Raw genomic sequence first — 22886 nt, 5'->3', positions numbered from 1 at the left:
CTAATTAAAGCGAAGTATAAAACAGTCATACTCATATGAGGAAATCTTGCCATGTAAGCTGTATCCTTGAACATATCCGTAGATCCAGCTAGAAAATCACCTGCACATATAAACATCCTGTTAAAATCACTTATAGGAATACTATCTATATTATAAAACCATACAAGTCTTATGATTAAAGCACTAATAAGTATAATAGTAACTATTAAAGATTTATTATATTTATTTTTCAAACCATAATATGTTCCTCCAATAAGTATAATTGTAATAATTATGAAACAGATTGATACACCTGTAATATCAGGTTCTTCTACATTAAAATATCCTATACTCCCAACCACTATAAATAAAAATAAAATTTTTAAAGCTAAATTCAAAAATTTATTAAACCCATAACTTATATTCTTCATAAAAACTCCCCTCAGTCGCGTTTTGCTTCGTAAAATCTATTATCTTCTAATCCATGATTTGTAATCTTTAAGCTTCTCTCCTTTTGTAGAATTTACTACATCATAAATAATACTGCCTTCATTCCTCAGTTAAAATAACACTATATCCTTAATTAATTAAGTATGTTTCTATAACTACCCTTATATTTTTTTCATCATATACCACCAATATTTTATATTTATTATTAATAAAACCCCTACCTTATTATTGTGCTTATGTTTTAATTATACATAAAATCACGTTTTATCTTCTATCACTATTGCATAATTAAACTCTTTATTTTCAACCCTTATATTAATATTAAAACTAATTTATTAAGATTTCTTAATAAAGTTTCTTAAGATTTTCTAATATTTTTCCTATTAATATATTAAATCCCATGTATAAATTAAACATTTAATCCATTGTCATCTATAATATTCAACTAAAAATCTTATTATTTTTTAAGTTCACACAAAACATTATGTTGACATTAAAATATTCATCTACTATAATAAATATTAAATTCTAAAGTTTAATATTTATTTGCTATGATTAGGAGTATTAATAAGATATTTACTCTAAAGAGAGCTGTTGTTCGGTGTAAAACAGTGATAAATTCTTATGAACTTGCCTAGGAGCTTACTTGAGTAAATGCAAGTACGGTTTGAACACGTTAAGTTTTTATGAGTGAGGTCATATAAATTTTTGACCTAATTAGAGTGGTACCACGGAGAGTTAGTCCTTCGTCTCTTTATTGAGATGAGGGCTTTTTTTATTTTCTAAAGATATACTGAAGGAGGTATTTTTATGTCAAAATACTCTACTGCCATAGATAAAAAATGGCAAAAAAAATGGGAAGAAAGTAACCTATATAAATTCGATGAAAACAAAGATGGAAAAAAATTATATGTTTTAGAAATGTTCTCATATCCATCAGGATCTCAATTACATGCAGGTCACTGGTTTAACTATGGTCCAGTTGACTCTTGGGCTAGATTAAAAAGAATGCAGGGATATAATGTTTTTCAACCAATGGGATTTGATGCCTTTGGTCTACCAGCTGAAAACTTTGCTATAAAAACTAAAATTCATCCAAAGGATTCTACTGTTAATAATATAGCTACTATGGAAGAACAGTTAAAAGCTATGGGTGCTATGTTTAACTGGGATCATGAACTAGTAACTTGCGATCCAAACTACTATAAGTGGACTCAATGGTTATTCTTAAAACTTTATGAAAAAGGATTAGCTTATAGAAAAAAAGCACCAGTTAACTGGTGTCCTAGTTGTGCTACAGTTCTTGCCAATGAGCAAGTTGTAGATGGATGTTGTGAAAGATGTGATTCTGAAGTTACAAAAAAAGACTTAACTCAATGGTTCTTTAAAATAACAGATTATGCTGATGAATTACTTGAGAAAATAGATACTTTAGATTGGCCTGAAAAAACTAAGGCTATGCAGAAACACTGGATAGGTAAATCTACCGGTACTGAAGTTACATTTGAAATCAAAGACAAAGACATTTCATTTGATGTTTTTACAACTAGAGTTGATACTTTATTTGGTGTTTCTTATGTTGTTCTTGCTCCTGAAAATCCACTAGTTGATAAATTAACAACTGACCAGTGTAAGGATGCCGTAGAAGCTTATAAAGATGAGGCTAAAAAGCAATCCGAAATAGAAAGACAATCTATAACAAGAGAAAAAACTGGAATATTCACTGGTTCTTATGCAATAAATCCTATAAATGGTCGTGAAGTTCCTGTATGGATTGGAGATTATGTTCTTGCAACTTATGGAACTGGTGCTGTTATGGCTGTTCCAGCTCATGATGAAAGAGATTTTTCTTTTGCTAAGAAATACAACCTTCCAATAGAACGAGTAATAGAAGGTGGAGAAAATCTTCCTTACTGTGAATTTGGAACTATGGTTAATTCAGGTGAATTTAATGGGTTAGTTGGTGAAGATGCTAAATCTAAAGTTGCCGCTAAATTAGAAGAAATGAAAATAGGTAAATTTAAAGTTAACTTTAGACTTAGAGATTGGCTTGTTTCAAGACAGAGATACTGGGGTACTCCTATACCTATAATACATTGTGAGCACTGTGGAATAGTTCCTGTTCCTGAAAAAGATTTACCAATTGAACTTCCTTACAATGTTGAATTTACTCCTGATGGGAAGTCTCCACTTGCTAAATGTGATGACTTTATAAATACAACTTGTCCTAAATGTGGAAAACCAGCAAAGAGAGAAGCTGATACTTTAGATACATTTGTATGTTCATCTTGGTATTATTTAAGATATGTAGATTCTAAAAATGAAGATATGGCATTTGATTCAGACCTTGTAAACAAATTATTACCTGTTGATAAATATGTTGGTGGTCCTGAACATGCTTGTATGCACCTTCTTTATGCTAGGTTTATAACTAAAGCTCTAAGAGATATGGGATATGTCAACTTTGATGAACCATTTAAATCATTAACTCACCAAGGGCTAATACTTGGACCTGACGGGTTAAAGATGAGTAAATCTAAAGGAAACACTATTTCTCCGGACGAATACATCTCTCAATATGGCGCAGATGTATTTAGAATGTATTTAATGTTTGGTTTTGCTTACACTGAGGGTGGAGCTTGGAGTGATGATGGCATAAAATCTGTTGGTAGATTTGTTGAAAGAATTGAAAGAGCATTTGAAAATGCATTTGATTTTATAAATAAGGGTGAAAACAAAAAAACTACTATAGATAAAGCTGAAAAAGAACTTAATTTTTGGAGACATACAGCTATTAAAAATGTAACTTCCGACTCTGAAATACTTCAGTTTAATACTGCTATAGCTAGAATGATGGAATTTACAAATGCCTTAACTAAGTATGTTAATGATGATGAAATCAAAAATGCAGAATTTTTAAAAGAAACTTGCTTAGATTTCATAAAGATTTTAGCTCCTTTTGCTCCTCACTTTAGCGAAGAATGGTGGAATACATTTAACGATAATTCTGAAGTTAATGATAATTCTTACTCAGTGTTTAACGAAGCTTGGCCTAAATTTGATCCAAATGCTCTTGTTAAAGATGAAGTAGAAATAGCTATTCAGGTCAATGGAAAAATTAAAGCTAGAATAAATATACCATCTGGATTAGATGATGACTCTATAAAGAAAGCTTCACTAGAAAATGAAGATGTTATAAAAGCTACCGAAGGCAAAAATATTGTTAAAGTAATTATTATAAAAGGACGACTTGTAAATATAGTTGTTAAGTAACAATAAAATTCATATAAACATGAAAATGGAATTATAAGCACCTTAAACAAGCAGATTCCATCTAGTATTCTGTTTTTATTAGATAATTTTATTTTATAAGAATGTATAATTTATAAAAAATCTATTTCAAAAACTATATATTTATACTACTTCAAAAGTTATCTAAAGATTCAACTTGATTATAATTTCATAAAGAAGAATAAAAGCAGTTTAGAATTATTCTAAACTGCTTTTTATTTATGTTAGTGTCCACAAGAACTACAACTTGAACATCCGTCACCTTCTGGCTTAGATGTTGGCTCTAGCATAAGACCTCTTCCATTCTCAGCTTCACAAGTTATTTCAAATCCTTCAAAATCATCAACTAACTCTTTATCAACTACAAAAGTTACATCCTTAACCTTTTGCGCTAAATCACTATCTTTTTGTTCATCCTGAACAATGTTAAATACTGGACCGCCTCAGCCCATACCTGCTAAATTTATTCTTATTACATAGTTATCAATACTATTTTGATCTAAAACTTCTTTGAACTCATCGTAAGCTATATCACTTATCTTTACAACGCTCATTAAAATCCCTCTTTTCTCTTAGTGTAAAATTTATATTATTTATTATATCACAATAACATTATTTAATATACTGATAAACCAAATCCTATCTATAGACTAAATCTATATCTTAAAACTATTATATAATAATCATTATTAATTGTCAATATGATATTTTTATTAAATAAAAAACACGCTGACTTTACAAGTCAACGTGTTTTAACTATAATAAAATAAAATTTAGTGTCCACAAGAACTACAGCTTGAGCATCCGCCACTTTCTGGTTTATTAAATGGTTCTATCATTAATCCTCTTCCATTTTCTTCTGTACCTTGTATTTCAAATCCACCAAAACTTTCTATAAGTTCTTTTCCTACTAAAAATGTTATTTCATTTATTACTTCCACTTCATCATTTTCATTTTTATCATCTTTTATAATATTAAATACAGGTCCGCTACATGCCATTCCTGCTAAGTTAAGTCTTATAATGTAATTTTCAAGTTCATTTTCATCTAATAAATCCTTAAATTCTTTATATGTTGCATCACTTATCTTTACTATACTCATTTAAATTACCTCTTTCTTTTAAAATATTTATGTTTTAGCAAAAATACATTTCTCTTTAGGCACATGAAAGAAAATAATAGACAATCATACTGGTATATTATTTTTTTGAATGTGCCTTATGTAAATTAAGATATTAATAACCTTTAACCTGTTTTAAAAAAAAGAACTGATCCCACATCAGCTCTTTAGAAAAGAAATATAGTTTTTTTATTGCTATAATATATATTTTACTATTATTAAATTTAAAAACAACAAATTTCATAATTTTTTTCAATAATATCTATAGTTTTTTCAAATAGTCATTTATTAACCTATTTATTTTATTTATAATTGTCCTTTTTTATATAAGGCACATGAAAGAAAATAACAAGTCCAAGATGCCATGTATATTGACTTGCTATTTTTTTGAATGTGCCTAATTTCAATGTTTATCTATACCCCTCAAGATCTCTATTATTTAAATTATCTAGCTCTCTAATCATTTCCCTGGCAATTTCTATTCCAACTAAATCTTTATCAAATTCATACTTATTTGAATTTTTTAGTTTTAATATCTTTCCACAAGATTCATTTAATGATAATTTTTCTGATTTTCCTGTAAGAACCCATATTATATTATGATTCATAGGCTTTACTGTTAACTTCTCTTCTCCCATACCATCAGTAAAATATATAATTAAATGATCCTTAAATCCATTATTATTTGCATATTTAAATAGTGGTGAAAATTCTGTCCCACCTCTTCTATCCAATTTAGTCCTTAAATCATTTTTATTCTTAACCTCATATACCCTTCTTACTTCATTATCTATTTCGGCTAAAGTTACTTTTACATTATTATTTTTAATTAAGTTAAATATTTCTCTTAGTATTTCCTTTATTTCCTCATCAGTTATACTTCCACTAATATCTATTGCTACTAATATCTTAGATATATGATTTCTTAAAACACCTCTTAAATCTAATCTATCAGGTTGTCTTCTATTTTTTCTTGTTATTGTTTTTTTATATCCACTAGGATATACACTTATAAGTCTTTTCAAATATTTGCTCCAACTTATTTCTGGTTTTTCAACTATTCCACTTAATATATCTTCCAGTCCATTAGGAGCCCTTCCATTTCTAAAAGAACTTAATGCTGTTTTTTTGGATAAATCTTTTATGTCATTCATAGATAAAAAACTTTCATGAATATTTTCCATATCAAATAAATCATCTTCAAACTTATTTTTATCACCATTTTTTATCTTATCTTTTAACGCCATATCTATTTTATAAGCATAGCTTTCTAAAGATTGGTCTTGGTTTAAATTTAAATTTAAACTCATGTTTACAGAATCTATTTTATAACTAAATGCTGGCATATTTTTTATAAACTGATTTACTGATATATCCATTGCTAAATTTACAGCTAGAGGCGAATATTTATCCCTTAATGATTTTGTTCTTCCATAGTGGTCATACATTATGTGTAGTATTTCATGTTTTATAAGCGCAATAATTTCTTTCTCTGATAAGTTTAAAATCTCTACTACATCAAATGTCATTACAAAATTTGTTAAGGTAGCCTCTGTTTCTATTGGCCAAGTTAAATTCATTCCTATATTTCTTTTTATTTTAACCATAAAGAGTCCAAAAAAATTATCTTCTCCTTCCATTAATGATAAGCTACATCTCTCAATAAGGAATAGAAATTTTCTTTTAAATTTTGAATTTATGTCCTCTCTTCTTCTAAATGCTAAAGTCTCTTTTAAAAGCTCTCTTCTTAATTCATCAAAACTTGTATATTCCATTATAATAATCCTCTTATCTATAACTTTCAAAAAATAAGTCTATAAATTCATCACATTCTAAAAATCCATCATATAAATTGTCTTTAAAATCCATTTTTATTTCCCTCATTATACCTATTCTCAAGTCCACTGGATACAATTTAAGTAGCTTTGAAAATATTCTTATACTATCTTCTAAAGCTATTTCTTTATCACTTAAATACATTAATAAATTTTTTGCTATAACATATAGCCTCGAATGACTTTCTTTTTTAAGTTTCTCCTTTAAATCTTCCGGTATAACTATATTTTCAAAGAAACTTTTAGGTGATATTGGTAAAGCCTTATAATTTTCAGCAAATCCTATAAAATCTTGAGCTATACTTCCTCCAACATTTCCCTTTACAACATTGTAAAATATATTTAATGGATAAGTATCTTTATTATTTAAATAAACCTCATATGCCTTAGAAATTCTTTCCCAACTTCTAGGTGTAGCTTTAATTGTTTCATTTGAGCTTGGTGAATGTAAATGTTCAGGAAATAATGCTACAAACTCTAAAACATGTGGATGTATAATTTTCTCTTTAATTCCCCATTTTATCCATTCTTTAGAATTGCTTTCCATTTCAATCCACACAAATCTATCTTCTTGAGCTGGATCCATGTCAACAACTTCATATTCACTATCTTCAAAATCATCATACTTATTTGAAGGGTTCATTGCCGCTACAACACTTACCCTTGAATTTAATTTATAGCCATTAATTTCCCTGTTAAGGATTAAATTCATTAACTCTTGTTGAACTGTATGCTCGCATCTATTTATTTCATCAATAAATAGCAGTAACGTTCCAGAATTATTGTTTATATAATCATCTATTTCCTGAAGTTTTGTATGAATTGCATATACAGTTTTTTTTCTAATTTTATCACTGTTATACTCCTTATAATCTTCTAATGTAGGAAGTCCTCCAATTTCACCCTCTTTTAAAAGATTAGCATCTATTGTTATCAATTTATAATTTCCTTTTTTGCTTAATTCTTTAACTAATGCAGTTTTTCCAATACCACTATGGCCTATAATAAGAGGAACTTCTCCAGTTTTCAATACTAGATCAACTGCTAATAATGTTTGTGAAAAATTCATTTAATGTCCTCCTCCTATATAGAAAGTTTATAATCTATAACTATTTTCTTTGCTTTTTTACTTCCATATTTATAAACAAAATTTAACTTATCCATATCAAGTATTTCTAAATTCAAAAAATCTATAACATACTTTTCATCTACATTTTTATCTCCTAATTTCTCCATAAGTACATCATCAAGCCATTGAGGCTCTATATCTTCGTGTATATACTTTACTATATTAATATTTGCTCTCAAAAACATTTTTATCTTCTCTTCTCCAGTAAAGTCTATATAACTTATAGCTTGTTCACTTTCCCTTATTGACTCCACTTGTACTTCTAAACAAGGCTCATTTATAAATTTTATTGCTCCCCAATAATTTTTTACTGCTGCTATTTGAACATCCTTTGATGGATCTTTTATATATTTTATAGAATCAAAATCCTTATTTACTGCAATCAACTTTATTTCTTCACTAGGGTTTTTTATATATTGTATTGCCCACCCCTTCATTGATAATGCTTTTTTTATAATGTCTTCCGATGGATTTTTTACATATTTTATAGCATTCCAAGAAGAAGTAACTGCTACTATTGCAACTTCTTCACTTAAATTGTCTATATATTCTATTGATAATGGATTTGATTTAATTGCTTCCATTTGTAGTTCACAGGATGGATTTTTTATATACTGTATTACCGACCCATTCCTTTTAACACCTGTAAATTTCATTTCCTCTGTAGGATTTTCTACGTTTCTTATATAAAATGGATTTTCATTTATCATTTTTAAATATAATTCTTTTTTACCTTGTTCCATATGAGTTACCTCTTTTAATAATTATTATTCTTTAATATAAATTATATATCTAATATCTTCATAATTCAATCCAAAGATAATTTGTAATAATACAGTATTAATGACAATATACTTATAATAATATATATTAGGAGGTTTTACTATGTCTGTGCTCCCTGTCTTTGGCTTAATAAATATTATATTATTTGTTTTGCTTATAATTTTACTAGTTTTACTTATAATGTTATCTACTAAAGGTATAAAAGCATTAGACTTATATATAAACGAGAAAAATTCTTCTAAAACTCATCAAGTCGATTTATCCTCTGATAAAGTAAAGTCTAAAAATTCTCAATCAGATAGTGATATTTAAATGAATGTTTTCATAAAATTTCCATAAAAAGAGTTGCCTTCTTTAATCAAGACAACTCTTTTTTATTTACTATAGCTTTTGTACGTTTATAGCTTGCGGCCCTCTATCTTTATCCACAACATCATATGATACCTCTTCACCCTCATGTAAATCCTTATCATTTCCTTTTTCTTTTACTTGTGATATATGTACAAATACATCGTCTCCATTTCCTCCTGATATAAATCCATACCCCTTCTCATTGTCAAACCATTTTACTGATCCTGTTTGCATATCTAAAATACTCCTTTCAAAATTAAGTTTTCACTACTTATTATCTCTTTTAAAGTATATTTAAATACATATTTTTATTTCACCTTTAAAACTTATCATAATTAAAAGCAAGTCATTCCTAACTTCTGCTGAAATATTGTTAACAATAATAAAGACTTGAAGAAAAAAAATTCTTTCAAGCCTTTATTACTTATTAAAATCTACTAAATTATATATCTACTCAGTTTTACCCGTAAAATGAAAATCTTTTATTTTCATAGCTGGTATCACCATATGTCCAAAAAATCCTTGAATCTTTTCCCTATTAGAACTTATTTCTTCCACATTATTAAATGCATTTAATATTCCCTCTGTGAATCTCATATTTTTAACTGCTTCTTTAATTTCACCATTTTCAATTATGAATACACCATCTCTAGTTAATCCTGTAAGAAGTGATTCTCTATAATCAACAACATTGATATAATGAAATCTTGTTATAAGTAATGCTTTCTTTGTTGATTTAACTATCTCATCTAATGTCTTCTGTCCACCATCAACAACCATATTTAATGGTATAGAACCATTTCCGTATCCCAATGAATGTCCTGTTAATTCCTCATTATATAGTTCAGCTAATTTGCTATTATTTACTACATTCTTAAATATTCCCTTTTCAATTAAAGTAACAGTTTTTCTTTCATATCCTTCAAAATCAAAGGGCATCATATAACTATCTTTATCTTTATAATCATCTTTTATAGTTATTTTTTCATTCATTATCTGTTTTCCTTTTTTTCCATCTAAAAAGCATGATCCTGCTTTTATACTATCTTGATTAAGTGCCATATATCCACACATCATAACAAACTCAAAAACAGCTTCTGGCTCAAGAATAACGTCATAAGTTCCTGGTTCTAATGTTATGGGATTTAATGCAAGTTTTGCTTTATTATACGCTTTATGAAATCCACTTTTTACATCAAATTCTTTTGGATTTAAGCTACTAATATGTGCATAACCTGATGATCCATCTCTGTGCATTACTACGACTTCAAGCTCCTCTGAATTTTTAGATAAAAATCTTTTTATTCCTTCTGTAGTACCTAATGCAATTTTCTCTACTGTCCTAGATAAAATTCCAGCTGCTTTATAGTTTTCTTCTAATGAATTTATACACTGAACTAATATATCCGCTCTATCTTTTATTCCTAAATTATATTGAGAATTTATATACTCATCTTCATATTCTATAAAATCTGGAGTTTTAGCAAATTTGTATTCATAATCTCCTTTTGGTAAAAACTCCAGATTTTCTTCTGCCTCTCTTAAGGCTTGAAACAATGCCTCTTCATCCATTATATTTGTTGAAACCTTAGCTATCTTTTTATCATTTATTACTGTTATCTTAATATCATAATCACTTGTATAAACATTTTGATGAATTTCAGAGTTAGCAAATCTAGTTAATCCCGTTTCTTTATAAAATACATTTATAGCTGTAAAGTATTTACTTTTAGCTAATACCTTATCTATTAAATTATAAAACTCATCTTTATTTAACATCTTTAACACCTACCTTTACATTTCTAAATCTTGCTGGTGACGAACCATGTCCAACATGAGCTATTTGTTGTGGTTGTCCTTTTCCGCAATTAGGAGTCCCGTAAAGTTTCCAATATTTTTCATTACAAACTCCATCACAGCTTCTCCAAAACTCTTCAGTTATTCCTGTATATATAGCATTTTTAAATATTTTCCCTGTCAATTTACCATCCCTAATCTCATAAGCTATTTCAGAAGCAAATTGGAAATTTACTCTTTTATCATCTATACTCCAGCTCTTATTATTACATAAATAAAATCCATATTTTACTCCACCTATTAATTCATCAAATTCATAATGTCCTGGCATTAAACTAATATTAGTCATTCTAATTATAGGTATATTACTCCACCCATCAGCTCTATTAGTACCATTAGATTGTTCACCTATTTTATATGCTGTATCTCTTGATGTAAGGAAATTTTTTAATATTCCCTTATCTATTATTACTGTTTTATGAGCTTTAACACCGTCATCGTCATATCCAAAAGTTCCAAGACCATTTTTTAAAGTTCCATCAGCTACAATTGTTATATGTTCTGAACCATATTTAAATTTATTATCTCTTTTATCTACTGTTACAAAACTCATACCTGCATAAGCTGCCTCTGATCCAAAAATCCTATCAAGCTCAACTGGATGTCCAATACTTTCATGAATTTGGAGCTCCATTTGAGTACTATCTATAACTAAATCAAATTTTCCACTTGGACATTGTTCTGCATTTAAAAGTAAATCTGCCTCTTTACCTGTTTTATTAGCATTTTCTAATAAATTTAAACCTAGTACATATTCATATCCTCCTGTACCATGATTTCCTCCAGCCTGTGGATAACTTCTTATTTGCATATCATTTTCATTAGCAGCTATAGCCTGTATTCCAGCCCCTGATTCATATAGGGTTTGAGTTATATAACTTCCTTCTGTATCAGCAAATATTTTTTCTTCCTTTTGAAACATCATAGTAGCTTTTGTCTTAAATAAATTTCTACCTTTTCTCATTTCCTTTTCTGCATTTAAGAGTAAATTTAATTTTTCTTTTTTAGATACTGTAAACGGATCAATAGCTATTGGTGTAGTATAGTTATCTACAATAATATCTTTAGGAGACAACATTATTTTTTCCTTCTGTAATTTTCTGCTTGCTTTTGCAATTTCAAGAGCCTTATCTGCTATTTTGGGCAAGTCATTAATTTGCTGTGAACTTGCAAAACCAAGAGATCCATCATAAATTACCTTTATGCCCACACCTTTACTTCTGCTATTGCTTAAATTATCTACTTTTAAATCTTCTGTCTCAATATATTCATTTCTTCTATCAACTATCCTTATATCTGCATAATTTATATTTTGTGACTTTAAATACTTTAATACTTCATTAATAGCTTGTCTCATTATTTATACACACCTCATTTATTTTTAATTTTCAATTAATTTCTTTAATAACTTCATACCATGAAATTATTACAGTTCCAAAACTTCTGGCTTATAAGTTGAAATTTGAAATATCTAATTTATTAAATCTACCCACCCCCAGTATAAAAATAATCCTATTATGTTTATATTTTACAATATATATTTATAATAAAAGCATTACTATGCCTTGAGATATTCTTAGCTAGTAATGCTTCTAATGTCATAAAATTTATTTTAAATCTGCTGGAAAAACTAATCCTATTTGCTTTCTTGTTTCTTCCATAAGCTCTGCAACGATTTTTGAATTATTTAAAGTATTAGTTTGTGATTCTTCTTTTTTTTCTTGAATAATATTTATAAATTCCTCTATCTCATAATACATATCATCATCTAATTGTTCTATAGATAACTCTTCTTCTCTTCCGTCTCTAAATACTATTTTTACATTTTGGAAATTATGTATGTTATCAATTATTATACTTCCATTTTCTCCTTGAATCTCTGAAGGTAAGTATGAATTAGATATTTTAGAATACATAACTACACCTTCCAATTCATCATATTTAAAAATTATGCTTCCCTCTCCATCAATCCCTGAATCAAGCATAACAGATGATGCCTTAAGTGAATTTGGCTTTCCAAATAAATTAACCATTGGATGAATTGTGTATACTCCTATATCCATTAAAGCTCCATTTGATAACTTTGGATTAAAAGCATTTAATATTATTCCTTCTTTATATTTATCATACCTAGAAGAATATTGGCAATAGCTAGAAAAATATTTTCTTACTTTTCCAATTTTATGAATATTATTTTTTATTGCTTTAAAATTAGGAAGTACTGTAGTCTTCATAGCTTCCATTAAAATAACGTTATTATTTTTTGCTACTTCAATCATTATATTTACTTCTTTTGCATTAGATGCAAAAGCTTTTTCACATAAAACATGTTTATTATTATTTAAAAATAAAATTGTTTGTTCACAGTGAAGAGCATTAGGCGATGCTATATATACAGCATCTATTAAATGACTTTTTGCCATTTCCTCTAAATCAGTAAATACAGTAGTAACACCGTACTTATCTCCAAACTCTAATGCTTTTTCTTTACTTCTTGAATAAATAGCAGTTAAAGAAAATCTATCACAGTTTTTAGAGCCATTTAAAAACCACTGTGTAATATTATTTGTACCAATAACTCCAAATCTAATTTTATTCATATTACTTCTCCCCTATACTATAAAATTCTTCTTTTGTCTAAAGTATTCGTTTTCTTAATTTCAAAATTATTCACTCTCTTCCTTAAATTATATGCTCAAAATGCTTACTTTGTAAACATAAAAGTATTTATTCCTCTGCACTTACCTATTGAAAAATTTATCACAATTTTAATTTATATGCATATCATAATTTTCTTAATTCGTCTCTGAGCGTTCTATTAATTCACAATATTACACCCATCAACATAGAATTAATATATAGAGCTCTTAAAGAAAAAGGAGGATTTTTATGAGAAAATTTAAAAATCTTTTAAATGTTTTTTTAATTGTAACATTTGTCTCATGTACTTCAATTACTGTTTTTGCTGAAACTATACATTACTCACAAAATCCAAATATAGTTCAACAAGCAAAAACTCAATGGTGTTGGGCAGCTTCAGCTGAAATGGCCGCAAAATCAATTTATCCTAATACAAATAGAACTCAGTGGGATGGTGTTGCACAGGTTAAAGGTTCCTCTAGTGTTAATCTACCTGCATCATCAATAGAATGCACAACTGCAACAAACTACATTTGCTATAATAACGCTAATTTTAAAGTTGAGTATTTTCCGTGGAATATGTCTTCAATAAGAAGAGATATAATGGATTATCAAAAGCCGCTAATATTTCTTGCTGGATATTATGATAATTATGGAAATAGAAATGGGGGTCACTTTGTTGTAGGTGACGCAGTATATGAATACTCAAATTATTTTAGATATAGGGATCCTTGGGATTCAACAACTCATTGGGTTGATTATCAAGCTTTTTGTAATGGAAATTATAACAGTAGACAATACGAAGAAACCGTTTTCGCAAGATAATAACACTTGTAATTAAAAATATTAATAAGTAGGAAAGGAATGTTTTTATGAAGTTTTTAAAGGTATTTGCCTTGTCCTTTATTTCAGCAACTTTTCTATTAAGCTCAACAGTATTCGCTATAGAAAAGAGCTTTGATGATAATATTGACAACCTATTAAAAGATTCGTCTATAAAGTGTTCCGATGATTATAATGATTTTAAGAAAATTTCAGATTCATCATTAACTAAAATAAGAGAAATTTCAAACTACTCCCAATCACTAGATAAAAACTATAATGTACACTCAAATGACCCCAGATCATTCTCTTATGACTTAAGCTTTGATGAAAATAAATCCTTCAAAATTTATAAATTAGATACTCCTGATTTTGTAGAGTATTTTAATAATAATGGTAACTTCAAAAATAATATTTCTAAAAACTACAATTGGATGAGTCCTGTTTATGAAAATGGTAATTTAAAGCATATTGCTACCTTTTCAAAAAATCATGGCGATTTTGAAATGATTGGTTTTATAGAAAACGTGAATTCCACTATGTTTGAATCCTTTATTAATCTGGACAAGTTAAAAGAAACACTTAAAAAAAATAATCTAACCACACCATCTGAGATTAAATTTGTAAAAGTAGATAAATATCATATTAATTTAATTTATATAAGACAAAATAATCAGGAATATGCTATTCCATTTACAAATACAGTTTCTAAAATGAATATAGATAATGGTAATGTATATATGATTTCTAACTTAGCGAATAAGCTTTCTAATTATTCTATAACAAAATCATCCTCCAATGATAAACAAGGTGGAGGAACAAATATCGTAATTTCATCTAGAGTTAAATCACTTGCTACATCTTTAGTATTTTTATCTGCATCCTTACTTTTATTCTTAAACTTTAAAAAAAGAAAAAATACTATTAAATAATTTACGATAACAAAAAAAGCTAAGTTTAACGCTTAGCTTTTTTGTTAAAATATTCTAACCAATCTACCTACCAAAGTATTTTCTTGAGTTATTATTTAGCTAATATTTCAACTCCATCTTCAGTTATTAACACTGTATGCTCCCATTGAGCTGAAAGTGAGCAGTCTTCTGTTACAGCTGTCCAATCGTTATCTGCATCTATAAATAATCCATATCCACCTTGGTTTATCATAGGCTCTATAGTAAATATCATACCAGGTACTAATACCATACCCTCTCCCTTTTTACCATAGTGATATACAAAAGGATCTTCATGAAATTCAACTCCAACTCCATGTCCCCCAAAGTCTCTAACTACAGAATAGCCATGTTTTTCTGCATGCTCTTGAATAACAGCACCTATGTCACCTAAAAATCCCCATGGTTTTGCTGCTTCTATTCCTTTATACAAACACTCCTTAGTAACTTCAACCAATTTTTTTGCTTCTTCAGATACATCTCCTATCATAAACATTCTAGATGCATCTGAATAGTATCCGTTACATATAGTTGATACATCTACATTTATAATATCTCCACTTTTTAATATTATATCTTCACTTGGTATACCATGACATACCTCATCATTAATAGAGGTGCATACGCTTTTGGGAAATCCTTCATAATTAAGTGGTGCTGGTATTCCTCCTTGAGCAACTGTATACTCATGAACTATTTTATTTACCTCTTCTGTACTCATACCTTCTTTTATGCTTCTTTCAACTACATCTAGTGCACCATTATTAATTGCTGAACTTTTTTTAATACCCTCAATCTGTTCTTGATTTTTTATTATATCCCTTGAAGGAATTATATAACCCTTAGCTTCTAATTCCATTAATTTTTCATCAAACTCCAAATGGCACTTTTTATATTTCACTCCACTTCCGCACCAACATTTATCATTTCTATTAAAATTCATCTAATCGTCTCCTTGTACACTCATTTACTATATATATCAATTATAACCCTATAAATGAATTTTTAAAATATGAAAAATGCCAAATATATGTTATTCCTTTTTTTCATTGGACTCAACATAACTTAATATGCCCCTAGCAACAGCCTCAGCACATTTTTCTTGTCCCTTATATGACGTAAGTATTTTTTCATCATCATCATTTGATAAAAACCCTAATTCTAAGAGCGTACATGGAACTTTATTTAATGCTAATACTGCAAAAGAACCTTGTTCTCTGTATTTTATGCCTCTATCATTTGTGTATTCTGCTTCTTTTAATGAGCTTTTAATATCCTTTGCTAGCTCCTCTCCTTTATCATTTTTAAACTTTGTCCAAACTTCGAATCCTTTTAATTCCACATTGTCGCTTGAATTACAATGTAGAGATACAAAAGCTTCTGAATTACTTTCCTTGCATATTGAAACCCTTGTTCTTAAATCCATTTTTTCTTGTGATGGCCAAGATACCGTGTCTCCATCTCTTGTTAATACCGCTTCTACACCCTTTTTACTTAAAATATTCTTTGTCATAAGAGCTATGCTTAATGTAATATCCTTTTCATAAAATCCTTCTTTTGAAGGCGTACCAGGATCATATCCTCCATGTCCTGGATCTATACAAATTTTCATTTTTATTGGAACGGGACTTTCTTTTTCACTTATTGATGCTAGTTCTTTAGTTGTAGATAAATTACTTTCATCATTTGGTTTATAAGTATTATTTGTTAAATTATATACCAATGTTGACACTCCCATAAAAAGTATACCTACTACTATTACTATTTTTCTATTTCTTAGACTTCTTTTATCTTTAAAAATATATTCATTATTGTTTAAGTTTAACCAATTCATAATTATTACCCCCAATTAATCTTTAATATAAACTTCTCTATGAATATCTATCATTCATTATCATTTTCAGTCTTTATTCTTTTAAATGTCTTATATAATTACATTATTAATTCTAAGTATAAATTTTAATTCTGTTATATGCGCCAAATAACTTATAAATATTATGTGAAAATTTCACATGTCAAACCATTAAATTCAAGTATTTTATATAAATTTACAATTTATCAAATTAATATATATATTATATACTTTAAAGAAATTTTTTTCTACAAAAAATTAAAAAAGGAAGAAACGCATTTTTTAACACATTTCTTCCTTCTTTATAAAATGTATAACACTAACAAATTAACTACTTAAAATTTAGATTCCATATAAGGCACATTCAAAAGAACCTGATGTTAATGTACCAAAACCTAAATTAGGATGGTGTAATGAAAAAAATCTTTGGTACTATTTTAAAAATGATAATAACAAAGCTATTGGTTGGACTTTAGTGGATGGTTATTGGTATTATTTTTACGATTCTGGTAATATGATAAATTCCGGTTTTCAAACTATATATGGCACTCTATATTATTTTCATGAAGGTGGGGCAATGGCGTCTGGAGAATGGCTTGGAGAAAAATATATTTATCCAAATGGCAGAATTATAGATGCTTCCCCAAATATGTGTAACTCTAAAACTCAATACTATTTATTTAAATATATGACTGATAAGAATAATCAAGAAGACATAGATGCTACAGCAATAAGACTACATGGAGGATCATATTCAAACAACTGTGTTTACTTTTTATCTGAATGTTTAAGAAGAGTAGGGTTTAATATCCCAAACTCCACATGTAACACTACTCAAATTTCATATATATTATCTCAAAAAGGTTTTGGAAAATCTTATAATTTAAGTTCATTAAGACCTGGAGATGTAGTATTAAGTGGATCGACTCATGCATTTATCTTTATGGGATGGGCTGACGACAATCATGATTATGCATACATAGTAGATAATCAAAAATCCAAATTTGGACAAGTTATGCATTTAAGAAAAATATATGGATATGATGCATCTAATGATACAGATCCATCAACCCACTATTTTTATTACCGTTACTAGTTTTTAATTTAATAGAAAGAAGAGCTATATTATAGTTTCATTTTTGAATATAATATAGCTTTTTTATTATATTTTTAAATTTTTATTTTTTGAATGTTATACAAATTATATTTCTAAAGTTTATATTTTCCTATGTAATATTTTATTAAAATATGAATTAATATTACACTATAAATTTTGAAAATAGATTAATACTATATATATAAACTAAATGAGGAGATGATTTTATGAAAACCAAAAATTATAGGCATTACTCAAAAGAGAATTATTTAGCCAATGGAAATAAAACTCAAAATCAATATGCTAAAAACAGTTTTAATACCATTGTTAAAGAACCAGGCATTAATGAAAGTGGTATAGACGCAAAGAAAAGAGGATTTTAAATATATTAGTACAACTAAAGCTTAGATGAATTTTTCTAGGTATGTATTGTTGTTTATCTCTCATTAAAAAAATGTAATATCGCCAATAGTAGCAATATTGTAAATAGCATTTAAATACTTTATTAGTTCAAAAAAATCAGGTGTTTTTCATTAATTACAATGATTAAACACTTGATTTTTTTATTAAATGCATCTTATAATATATGATTTAACAATATCGTTATTATAGTATGAATTTTATTACATTATTTTAGTTTTTATTATTATTTTATCATAAACTGATAATTTTTTTTAAAATACATAGTCATATTTTTATAATTGTTAAGCATAGTATTGAGCTTGGGCCATATACATAGTCTCATATTCACTTCCAATATTCTTAACAAGATCATTGTGATTTCCATATTCAATAATTTCTCCATTATGAAATACTGCAATTTTATCGCAAAATTTGCAGCTAGACAGTCTATGTGAAATGTATATACTTGTTTTGTTTCCAATAAGTTGATTAAACCTACTATATATCTCAAATTCAGCAATTGGATCAAGTGCTGCTGTTGGCTCATCTAAAATTACAATTGGTGCGTCTTTATATACAGCTCTTGCAATTGCTAATTTTTGAGCTTGTCCTCCCGAGAATTCTATTCCATCTTTATCAAAGGTTTTATAAATAGAAGTATTTATTCCTTTAGGGAGTTTTAAAATATCATTTTCAAGTCCTACCTCATTAAGAATTTTAATTATATTGTCATCCAAAACTTCTTTGTGCTTTTCAAAAACAATATTTTCTTTTATAGAAAAAGCCATAAGCTTAAAGTCTTGAAAAACAACTGATAAAAGTTTCATATATTCATCATAATCATAATTTTTTATATTTACTCCATTTAATAAAATTTCACCCTCTGTTGGTTCATAAAGTCTTGTTAATAATTTTATAAATGTAGTTTTTCCTGCTCCGTTTAATCCTACAACCGATAGTTTTTCTCCACTATCTATATTTATTGAGACATTCTTTAGTGTATATTCATTACTTCTTGGATATTTGAAATATACATTTTTAAATTCAATATTACACTGTTGTATAGTGCCAATAGATTCACCAATTTTATTCCTGTTTGACTCTATACTTTCAAACTCTCTATAAACATCGATATATCTACACATTTGCATTAACTCTATATAATTTTTTAAAAAATCTGAAACTGCTTTACTAAAATTATTAGCAGCATTTATATACATTGTAAAAGCTCCTATTCCAATACTATTTATAAATACCTTGTATGTCATGTAAGCATAAACAATGGTCATTTGTATCTGCAAATTTATTTCGTTTACTCCTTCATATTTACTTTGAGTTATAAATAGTTTTGAGAAAAAGCCTACACTCTCCTCATTAAAACTTTCTAGTTTGTTCATTATAAGAGGTGCCATATTATACAATCTTGAATCTTTACCTATAGAAAAATCAGATGTTAATTGAGCAAAATAACCATATTTCCTGTTAATAGGTATTAATTCTTTGTGAAATTCATATTGAATAGCTTGAGATCTTTTATATATAAAAGAATTTAAAAGAACTATACCTATTATTAATAAAACTATAAGAGGATTTAATGTTGATATAACTGCAACAAGACCTATTACTGTTATAATATTGGAAATTACATCTACTATATTTTTTATAATTGTTTGTAAAACGCCTTGATTCTTTAATGGATATATTGCTCTTTCCTTTAAATCTAAAATTTGTGGATCTTCTATTTTTTCAAAATCCATATCCATTATTTTTTCTCCAATTAATAAATCAAAGCCATTTAATATTTCCATATTTTTTATATTTACTAAAGCATCCAACCATCTATTTATAAAGTTAAATATAAAATTTCCCACTATTATTATAGAGACTAATGAAATAAATACTTCTATTCTTTGCTTACCTAAAAGTTCATCTATGATAAATTTAGGCATAATTATGTTTATAAAAGGAGTTATTGCTTTGAACATTGATGATAAAAATAAAATTGGAATATATGTTTTAGATATTTTATGTGATTTTTTTAATATATATATTACAATTTCCCAATCTTTTCTAAGACTAATTTTTTTATCTTTACTCATTGTCCTACCTCCTCACATAACTCTTCTTTATAATACTGAGCTTGTACATTAAACATTTCTGCGTAGCTTCCATTTTTCTTTAAAAGCTCATCATGGGTTCCATATTCCTTAACTTTACCATTTTCAAAAAAGGCAATGGCATCACAAAAGCGTGTACTTGCAAGCCTATGAGAGATATACACAGCAGTTTTATCTCCTATAATTTTATCAAAATCTTTATACATATTGTATTCAGCTATTGGATCAAGAGCTGCTGTTGGTTCATCAAGTATAACAACATTTCCATCTTTATAAAGTGCTCTTGCTAATGCAATTCTTTGATTTTGTCCTCCAGAAAATTCTATTCCATTATTATCTAGAATCTTTAATACACTTGTATCTATGCCTTTGTGCAATGAATTAATTTTTTCGCTCATACCAGCCATATCAATTGATTCAATTACCTTTTCTCTGTTTATATTATCCTTATGAGTTAATGCAACATTTTCTTCAACTGTAAATGCCAACATTTTTATGTCCTGAAAAACTACTGAAAAAATTTTGTAATATTCTTCTTTAGTAAATTTTTTTATATTAATTCCATTTAATAAGATTTCACCTCCTGTAGGTTCATAAAGCCTTGTTAATAACTTTACAAAAGTAGTCTTACCTGCTCCATTTATCCCTACAATTGCCAATCTCTGTCCCTTTGTTATTTTAAGAGATATATCTTTATATATATACCTATTAGTATTGGGATATTTAAAAGATACGTTTTTAAATTCTATTTCATAAGGAGGTTCTTCTGGTATATTTACTGGTGTTTGAATTTCACCCTCATCTTTAATTTCTAAAAAGTCTCTAAAATCATTTAAATATAAATTTTGAGTATTAATATGAGCCAAATCATTCATAATATTTTGCATCCATGCTGCAAAACCACCTATTGTTATAAAATACATTGAAAAGTTACCTATACTCATTCCTCTATATAGTACTTGATAAATTAAATATGCATATATAATTCCCTCTCTTACAAGAAGTAATAGTACATCTACCACTGCAGCTTTAAAATATTTATATTGAATTTTTTTATAAATACCCACATGGTTTTTCTTAAAGTTTTTAAACTTATTACTTAGCCATTTGTTTAATCTGTATATTCTTATATCTTTTCCATAGGAAAAATCATACATTGTTTTATAAATATAGTTTGATTTTCTATTTATATCAGCTATATCATTTTTTCTTCCATACTCGTATCTTTTAACCTTTAGATTTAAAAAATATGTTATTAATACATTTATAATAAGATAAGCAAGTACCAGTGGACTTAATGTTGCTACAATAGTTACATACCCCATAAATGCAATTATACTTCCAAAAACACCAAAAAGTTTATGAAACATTCCTTCTATTCCTGTATCATTATTGCTTACAGAAGTCCATGCACTCTCTATGTCATTTAAAATTTTAGGATTCTCTGTATTTTTGAAATCCATTATTAGTGACTTTTTCTGTAACATACATGTAAATTTAAATCTTATAAGTATCATCCTTGGATAATATGCACCCTTTAAATAGGCTATAGAATAATTAATAGCAGAAGATAAAATAAAGAATATTCCGATAATTACAATTAAATTATTTACTCTCTTAGGCCCCATAAGTTCATCTATTAGAAACTTTGGTAAAAATATTCTTATAAATGGTGCAATAGCAGCTAAAACTGTATATATTCCAAAATATACAAAAACCTTTTTATCCCATATCCATGCATTGTGAATTAAAAATTTAATATTAGTTTTAAGACTTCTTTGATTTTTTAAAGGTTCTTTTTTCTCATTCAAATAAATCCCCCCATACTTTATATTTTAAATGATTTCCAATTAAGTTTAATAAAAATATAATTATCAATACCTTGATTTTTAATATAAAACTCCTAAATTTCTTAATAAACTTATATTACCAACTTATTATATTTTTCACTTATACTATTCACTACTAAAAAATCAATACTTATCACAATTATATTACCACATTTTAACTTATAATATCAATTTTATCATTTATGTATGCATTTCAAGTCTTTATTTTTGCACTATTTGTTACATTTTTGTATATTAAAAATAAATTGTGTTTTTATAAATTATTAATAGAAGGAATATTTATTTGGATGGAAGTAAATATCAGATAAAAAATTAAAATATTAATCCCATTTTTTAGACTCATGCCTAATATATATATTAG

Annotated in this window: 19 protein-coding genes, 1 pseudogene and 1 other annotated feature; of the genes and pseudogenes, 6 read left to right on the top strand and 14 right to left on the bottom strand. The window is 27.3% G+C overall.

Annotated elements, in window-relative coordinates; translation table 11 throughout:
* A pseudogene (locus BM119_RS11130) lies at positions 1–410 on the bottom strand (ArnT family glycosyltransferase); the annotation flags it as partial.
* A 561-nt stretch (positions 411–971) separates the two neighbouring features.
* Positions 972–1186 (top strand) — a binding site (T-box leader).
* Between the two features lie 53 nt (positions 1187–1239).
* On the opposite strand from BM119_RS11130, the gene leuS reads away from it, so the two are divergent.
* Entirely contained in the window at positions 1240–3702 is a 2463-nt protein-coding gene (gene leuS / locus BM119_RS11125) for a leucine--tRNA ligase (RefSeq protein ID WP_090041485.1), read from the top strand.
* A 242-nt stretch (positions 3703–3944) separates the two neighbouring features.
* Here leuS and BM119_RS11120 read toward each other — a convergent pair whose 3' ends face one another.
* The 5 genes from BM119_RS11120 to BM119_RS11100 form a co-directional block, all read right to left on the bottom strand.
* The gene (locus tag BM119_RS11120) at positions 3945–4274 is read right to left on the bottom strand and encodes a HesB-like protein (RefSeq protein WP_090041484.1); all 330 of its coding nucleotides are present in this window, start codon (positions 4272–4274) and stop codon (positions 3945–3947) included.
* Positions 4275–4493: 219 nt separating this feature from the next.
* On the bottom strand, positions 4494–4823 hold the full coding sequence (locus BM119_RS11115; protein WP_090041482.1) for a HesB-like protein: 330 nt from the start codon (positions 4821–4823) through the stop codon (positions 4494–4496).
* 428 nt (positions 4824–5251) lie between these two features.
* Positions 5252–6616, bottom strand: coding sequence for a vWA domain-containing protein (locus BM119_RS11110; protein ID WP_090041481.1), 1365 nt, complete (start codon positions 6614–6616; stop codon positions 5252–5254).
* 13 nt (positions 6617–6629) lie between these two features.
* Positions 6630–7745 (bottom strand): ATP-binding protein, encoded by a 1116-nt coding sequence (locus BM119_RS11105; RefSeq protein WP_090041479.1) that lies wholly within the window; start codon positions 7743–7745, stop codon positions 6630–6632.
* A gap of 14 nt (positions 7746–7759) precedes the next feature.
* The gene (locus tag BM119_RS11100) at positions 7760–8548 is read right to left on the bottom strand and encodes a hypothetical protein (protein WP_090041477.1); all 789 of its coding nucleotides are present in this window, start codon (positions 8546–8548) and stop codon (positions 7760–7762) included.
* Positions 8549–8690: 142 nt separating this feature from the next.
* On the opposite strand from BM119_RS11100, the gene BM119_RS11095 reads away from it, so the two are divergent.
* A complete protein-coding gene (locus BM119_RS11095; protein WP_090041475.1) occupies positions 8691–8900 on the top strand; it encodes a hypothetical protein in 210 nt (69 codons plus the stop codon).
* A gap of 69 nt (positions 8901–8969) precedes the next feature.
* On the opposite strand, the gene BM119_RS11090 is transcribed toward BM119_RS11095, so the two are convergent.
* The 4 genes from BM119_RS11090 to BM119_RS11075 form a co-directional block, all read right to left on the bottom strand.
* Positions 8970–9173, bottom strand: coding sequence for a cold-shock protein (locus BM119_RS11090; RefSeq protein WP_090041474.1), 204 nt, complete (start codon positions 9171–9173; stop codon positions 8970–8972).
* Positions 9174–9389: 216 nt separating this feature from the next.
* A complete protein-coding gene (locus BM119_RS11085) occupies positions 9390–10718 on the bottom strand; it encodes a TldD/PmbA family protein (protein ID WP_090041472.1) in 1329 nt (442 codons plus the stop codon).
* Complete coding sequence (locus BM119_RS11080; RefSeq protein WP_090041470.1) at positions 10708–12153, bottom strand: TldD/PmbA family protein; 1446 nt, start codon at positions 12151–12153, stop codon at positions 10708–10710. The genes BM119_RS11085 and BM119_RS11080 overlap by 11 nt, the downstream gene beginning before the upstream one ends.
* A gap of 250 nt (positions 12154–12403) precedes the next feature.
* Positions 12404–13396: a Gfo/Idh/MocA family protein gene (locus BM119_RS11075; RefSeq protein ID WP_090041468.1), complete on the bottom strand. Its 993-nt coding sequence runs from the start codon at positions 13394–13396 to the stop codon at positions 12404–12406.
* A 289-nt stretch (positions 13397–13685) separates the two neighbouring features.
* Here BM119_RS11075 and BM119_RS11070 point away from each other — a divergent pair, with 289 nt between their 5' ends.
* The gene (locus BM119_RS11070) at positions 13686–14261 is read left to right on the top strand and encodes a papain-like cysteine protease family protein (protein ID WP_090041466.1); all 576 of its coding nucleotides are present in this window, start codon (positions 13686–13688) and stop codon (positions 14259–14261) included.
* A 47-nt stretch (positions 14262–14308) separates the two neighbouring features.
* Positions 14309–15190, top strand: a complete 882-nt coding sequence (locus BM119_RS11065) for a hypothetical protein (RefSeq protein WP_090041464.1) — start codon at positions 14309–14311, stop codon at positions 15188–15190.
* Positions 15191–15281: 91 nt separating this feature from the next.
* Here the strand turns inward: BM119_RS11065 and BM119_RS11060 are convergent, their stop codons facing one another.
* Together BM119_RS11060 and BM119_RS11055 are read right to left on the bottom strand one after the other, a co-directional pair.
* Complete coding sequence (locus tag BM119_RS11060) at positions 15282–16151, bottom strand: methionyl aminopeptidase (RefSeq protein ID WP_090041462.1); 870 nt, start codon at positions 16149–16151, stop codon at positions 15282–15284.
* Positions 16152–16241: 90 nt separating this feature from the next.
* Positions 16242–17042, bottom strand: coding sequence for an N-acetylmuramoyl-L-alanine amidase family protein (locus BM119_RS11055; RefSeq protein ID WP_090041461.1), 801 nt, complete (start codon positions 17040–17042; stop codon positions 16242–16244).
* Positions 17043–17406: 364 nt separating this feature from the next.
* Between BM119_RS11055 and BM119_RS11050 the strand changes: the two genes are divergently transcribed.
* On the top strand, positions 17407–18156 hold the full coding sequence (locus tag BM119_RS11050; protein ID WP_341465755.1) for a hypothetical protein: 750 nt from the start codon (positions 17407–17409) through the stop codon (positions 18154–18156).
* A 227-nt stretch (positions 18157–18383) separates the two neighbouring features.
* Positions 18384–18539, top strand: a complete 156-nt coding sequence (locus BM119_RS19890; protein WP_090041457.1) for a hypothetical protein — start codon at positions 18384–18386, stop codon at positions 18537–18539.
* Between the two features lie 321 nt (positions 18540–18860).
* On the opposite strand, the gene BM119_RS11040 is transcribed toward BM119_RS19890, so the two are convergent.
* Complete coding sequence (locus BM119_RS11040; RefSeq protein ID WP_090041456.1) at positions 18861–20657, bottom strand: ABC transporter ATP-binding protein; 1797 nt, start codon at positions 20655–20657, stop codon at positions 18861–18863.
* The gene (locus BM119_RS11035; protein ID WP_090041454.1) at positions 20654–22486 is read right to left on the bottom strand and encodes an ABC transporter ATP-binding protein; all 1833 of its coding nucleotides are present in this window, start codon (positions 22484–22486) and stop codon (positions 20654–20656) included. Before BM119_RS11035 ends, BM119_RS11040 begins: the two co-directional genes overlap by 4 nt.
* Positions 22487–22886: the final 400 nt, after the last annotated feature.

The sequence above is a fragment of the Clostridium frigidicarnis genome, from assembly GCF_900111985.1.
Classification (GTDB): domain Bacteria; phylum Bacillota; class Clostridia; order Clostridiales; family Clostridiaceae; genus Clostridium_Z; species Clostridium_Z frigidicarnis.
Note: the sequence above shows the minus strand (reverse complement) of the source record. Positions and strands in the feature narration are given on the sequence as shown.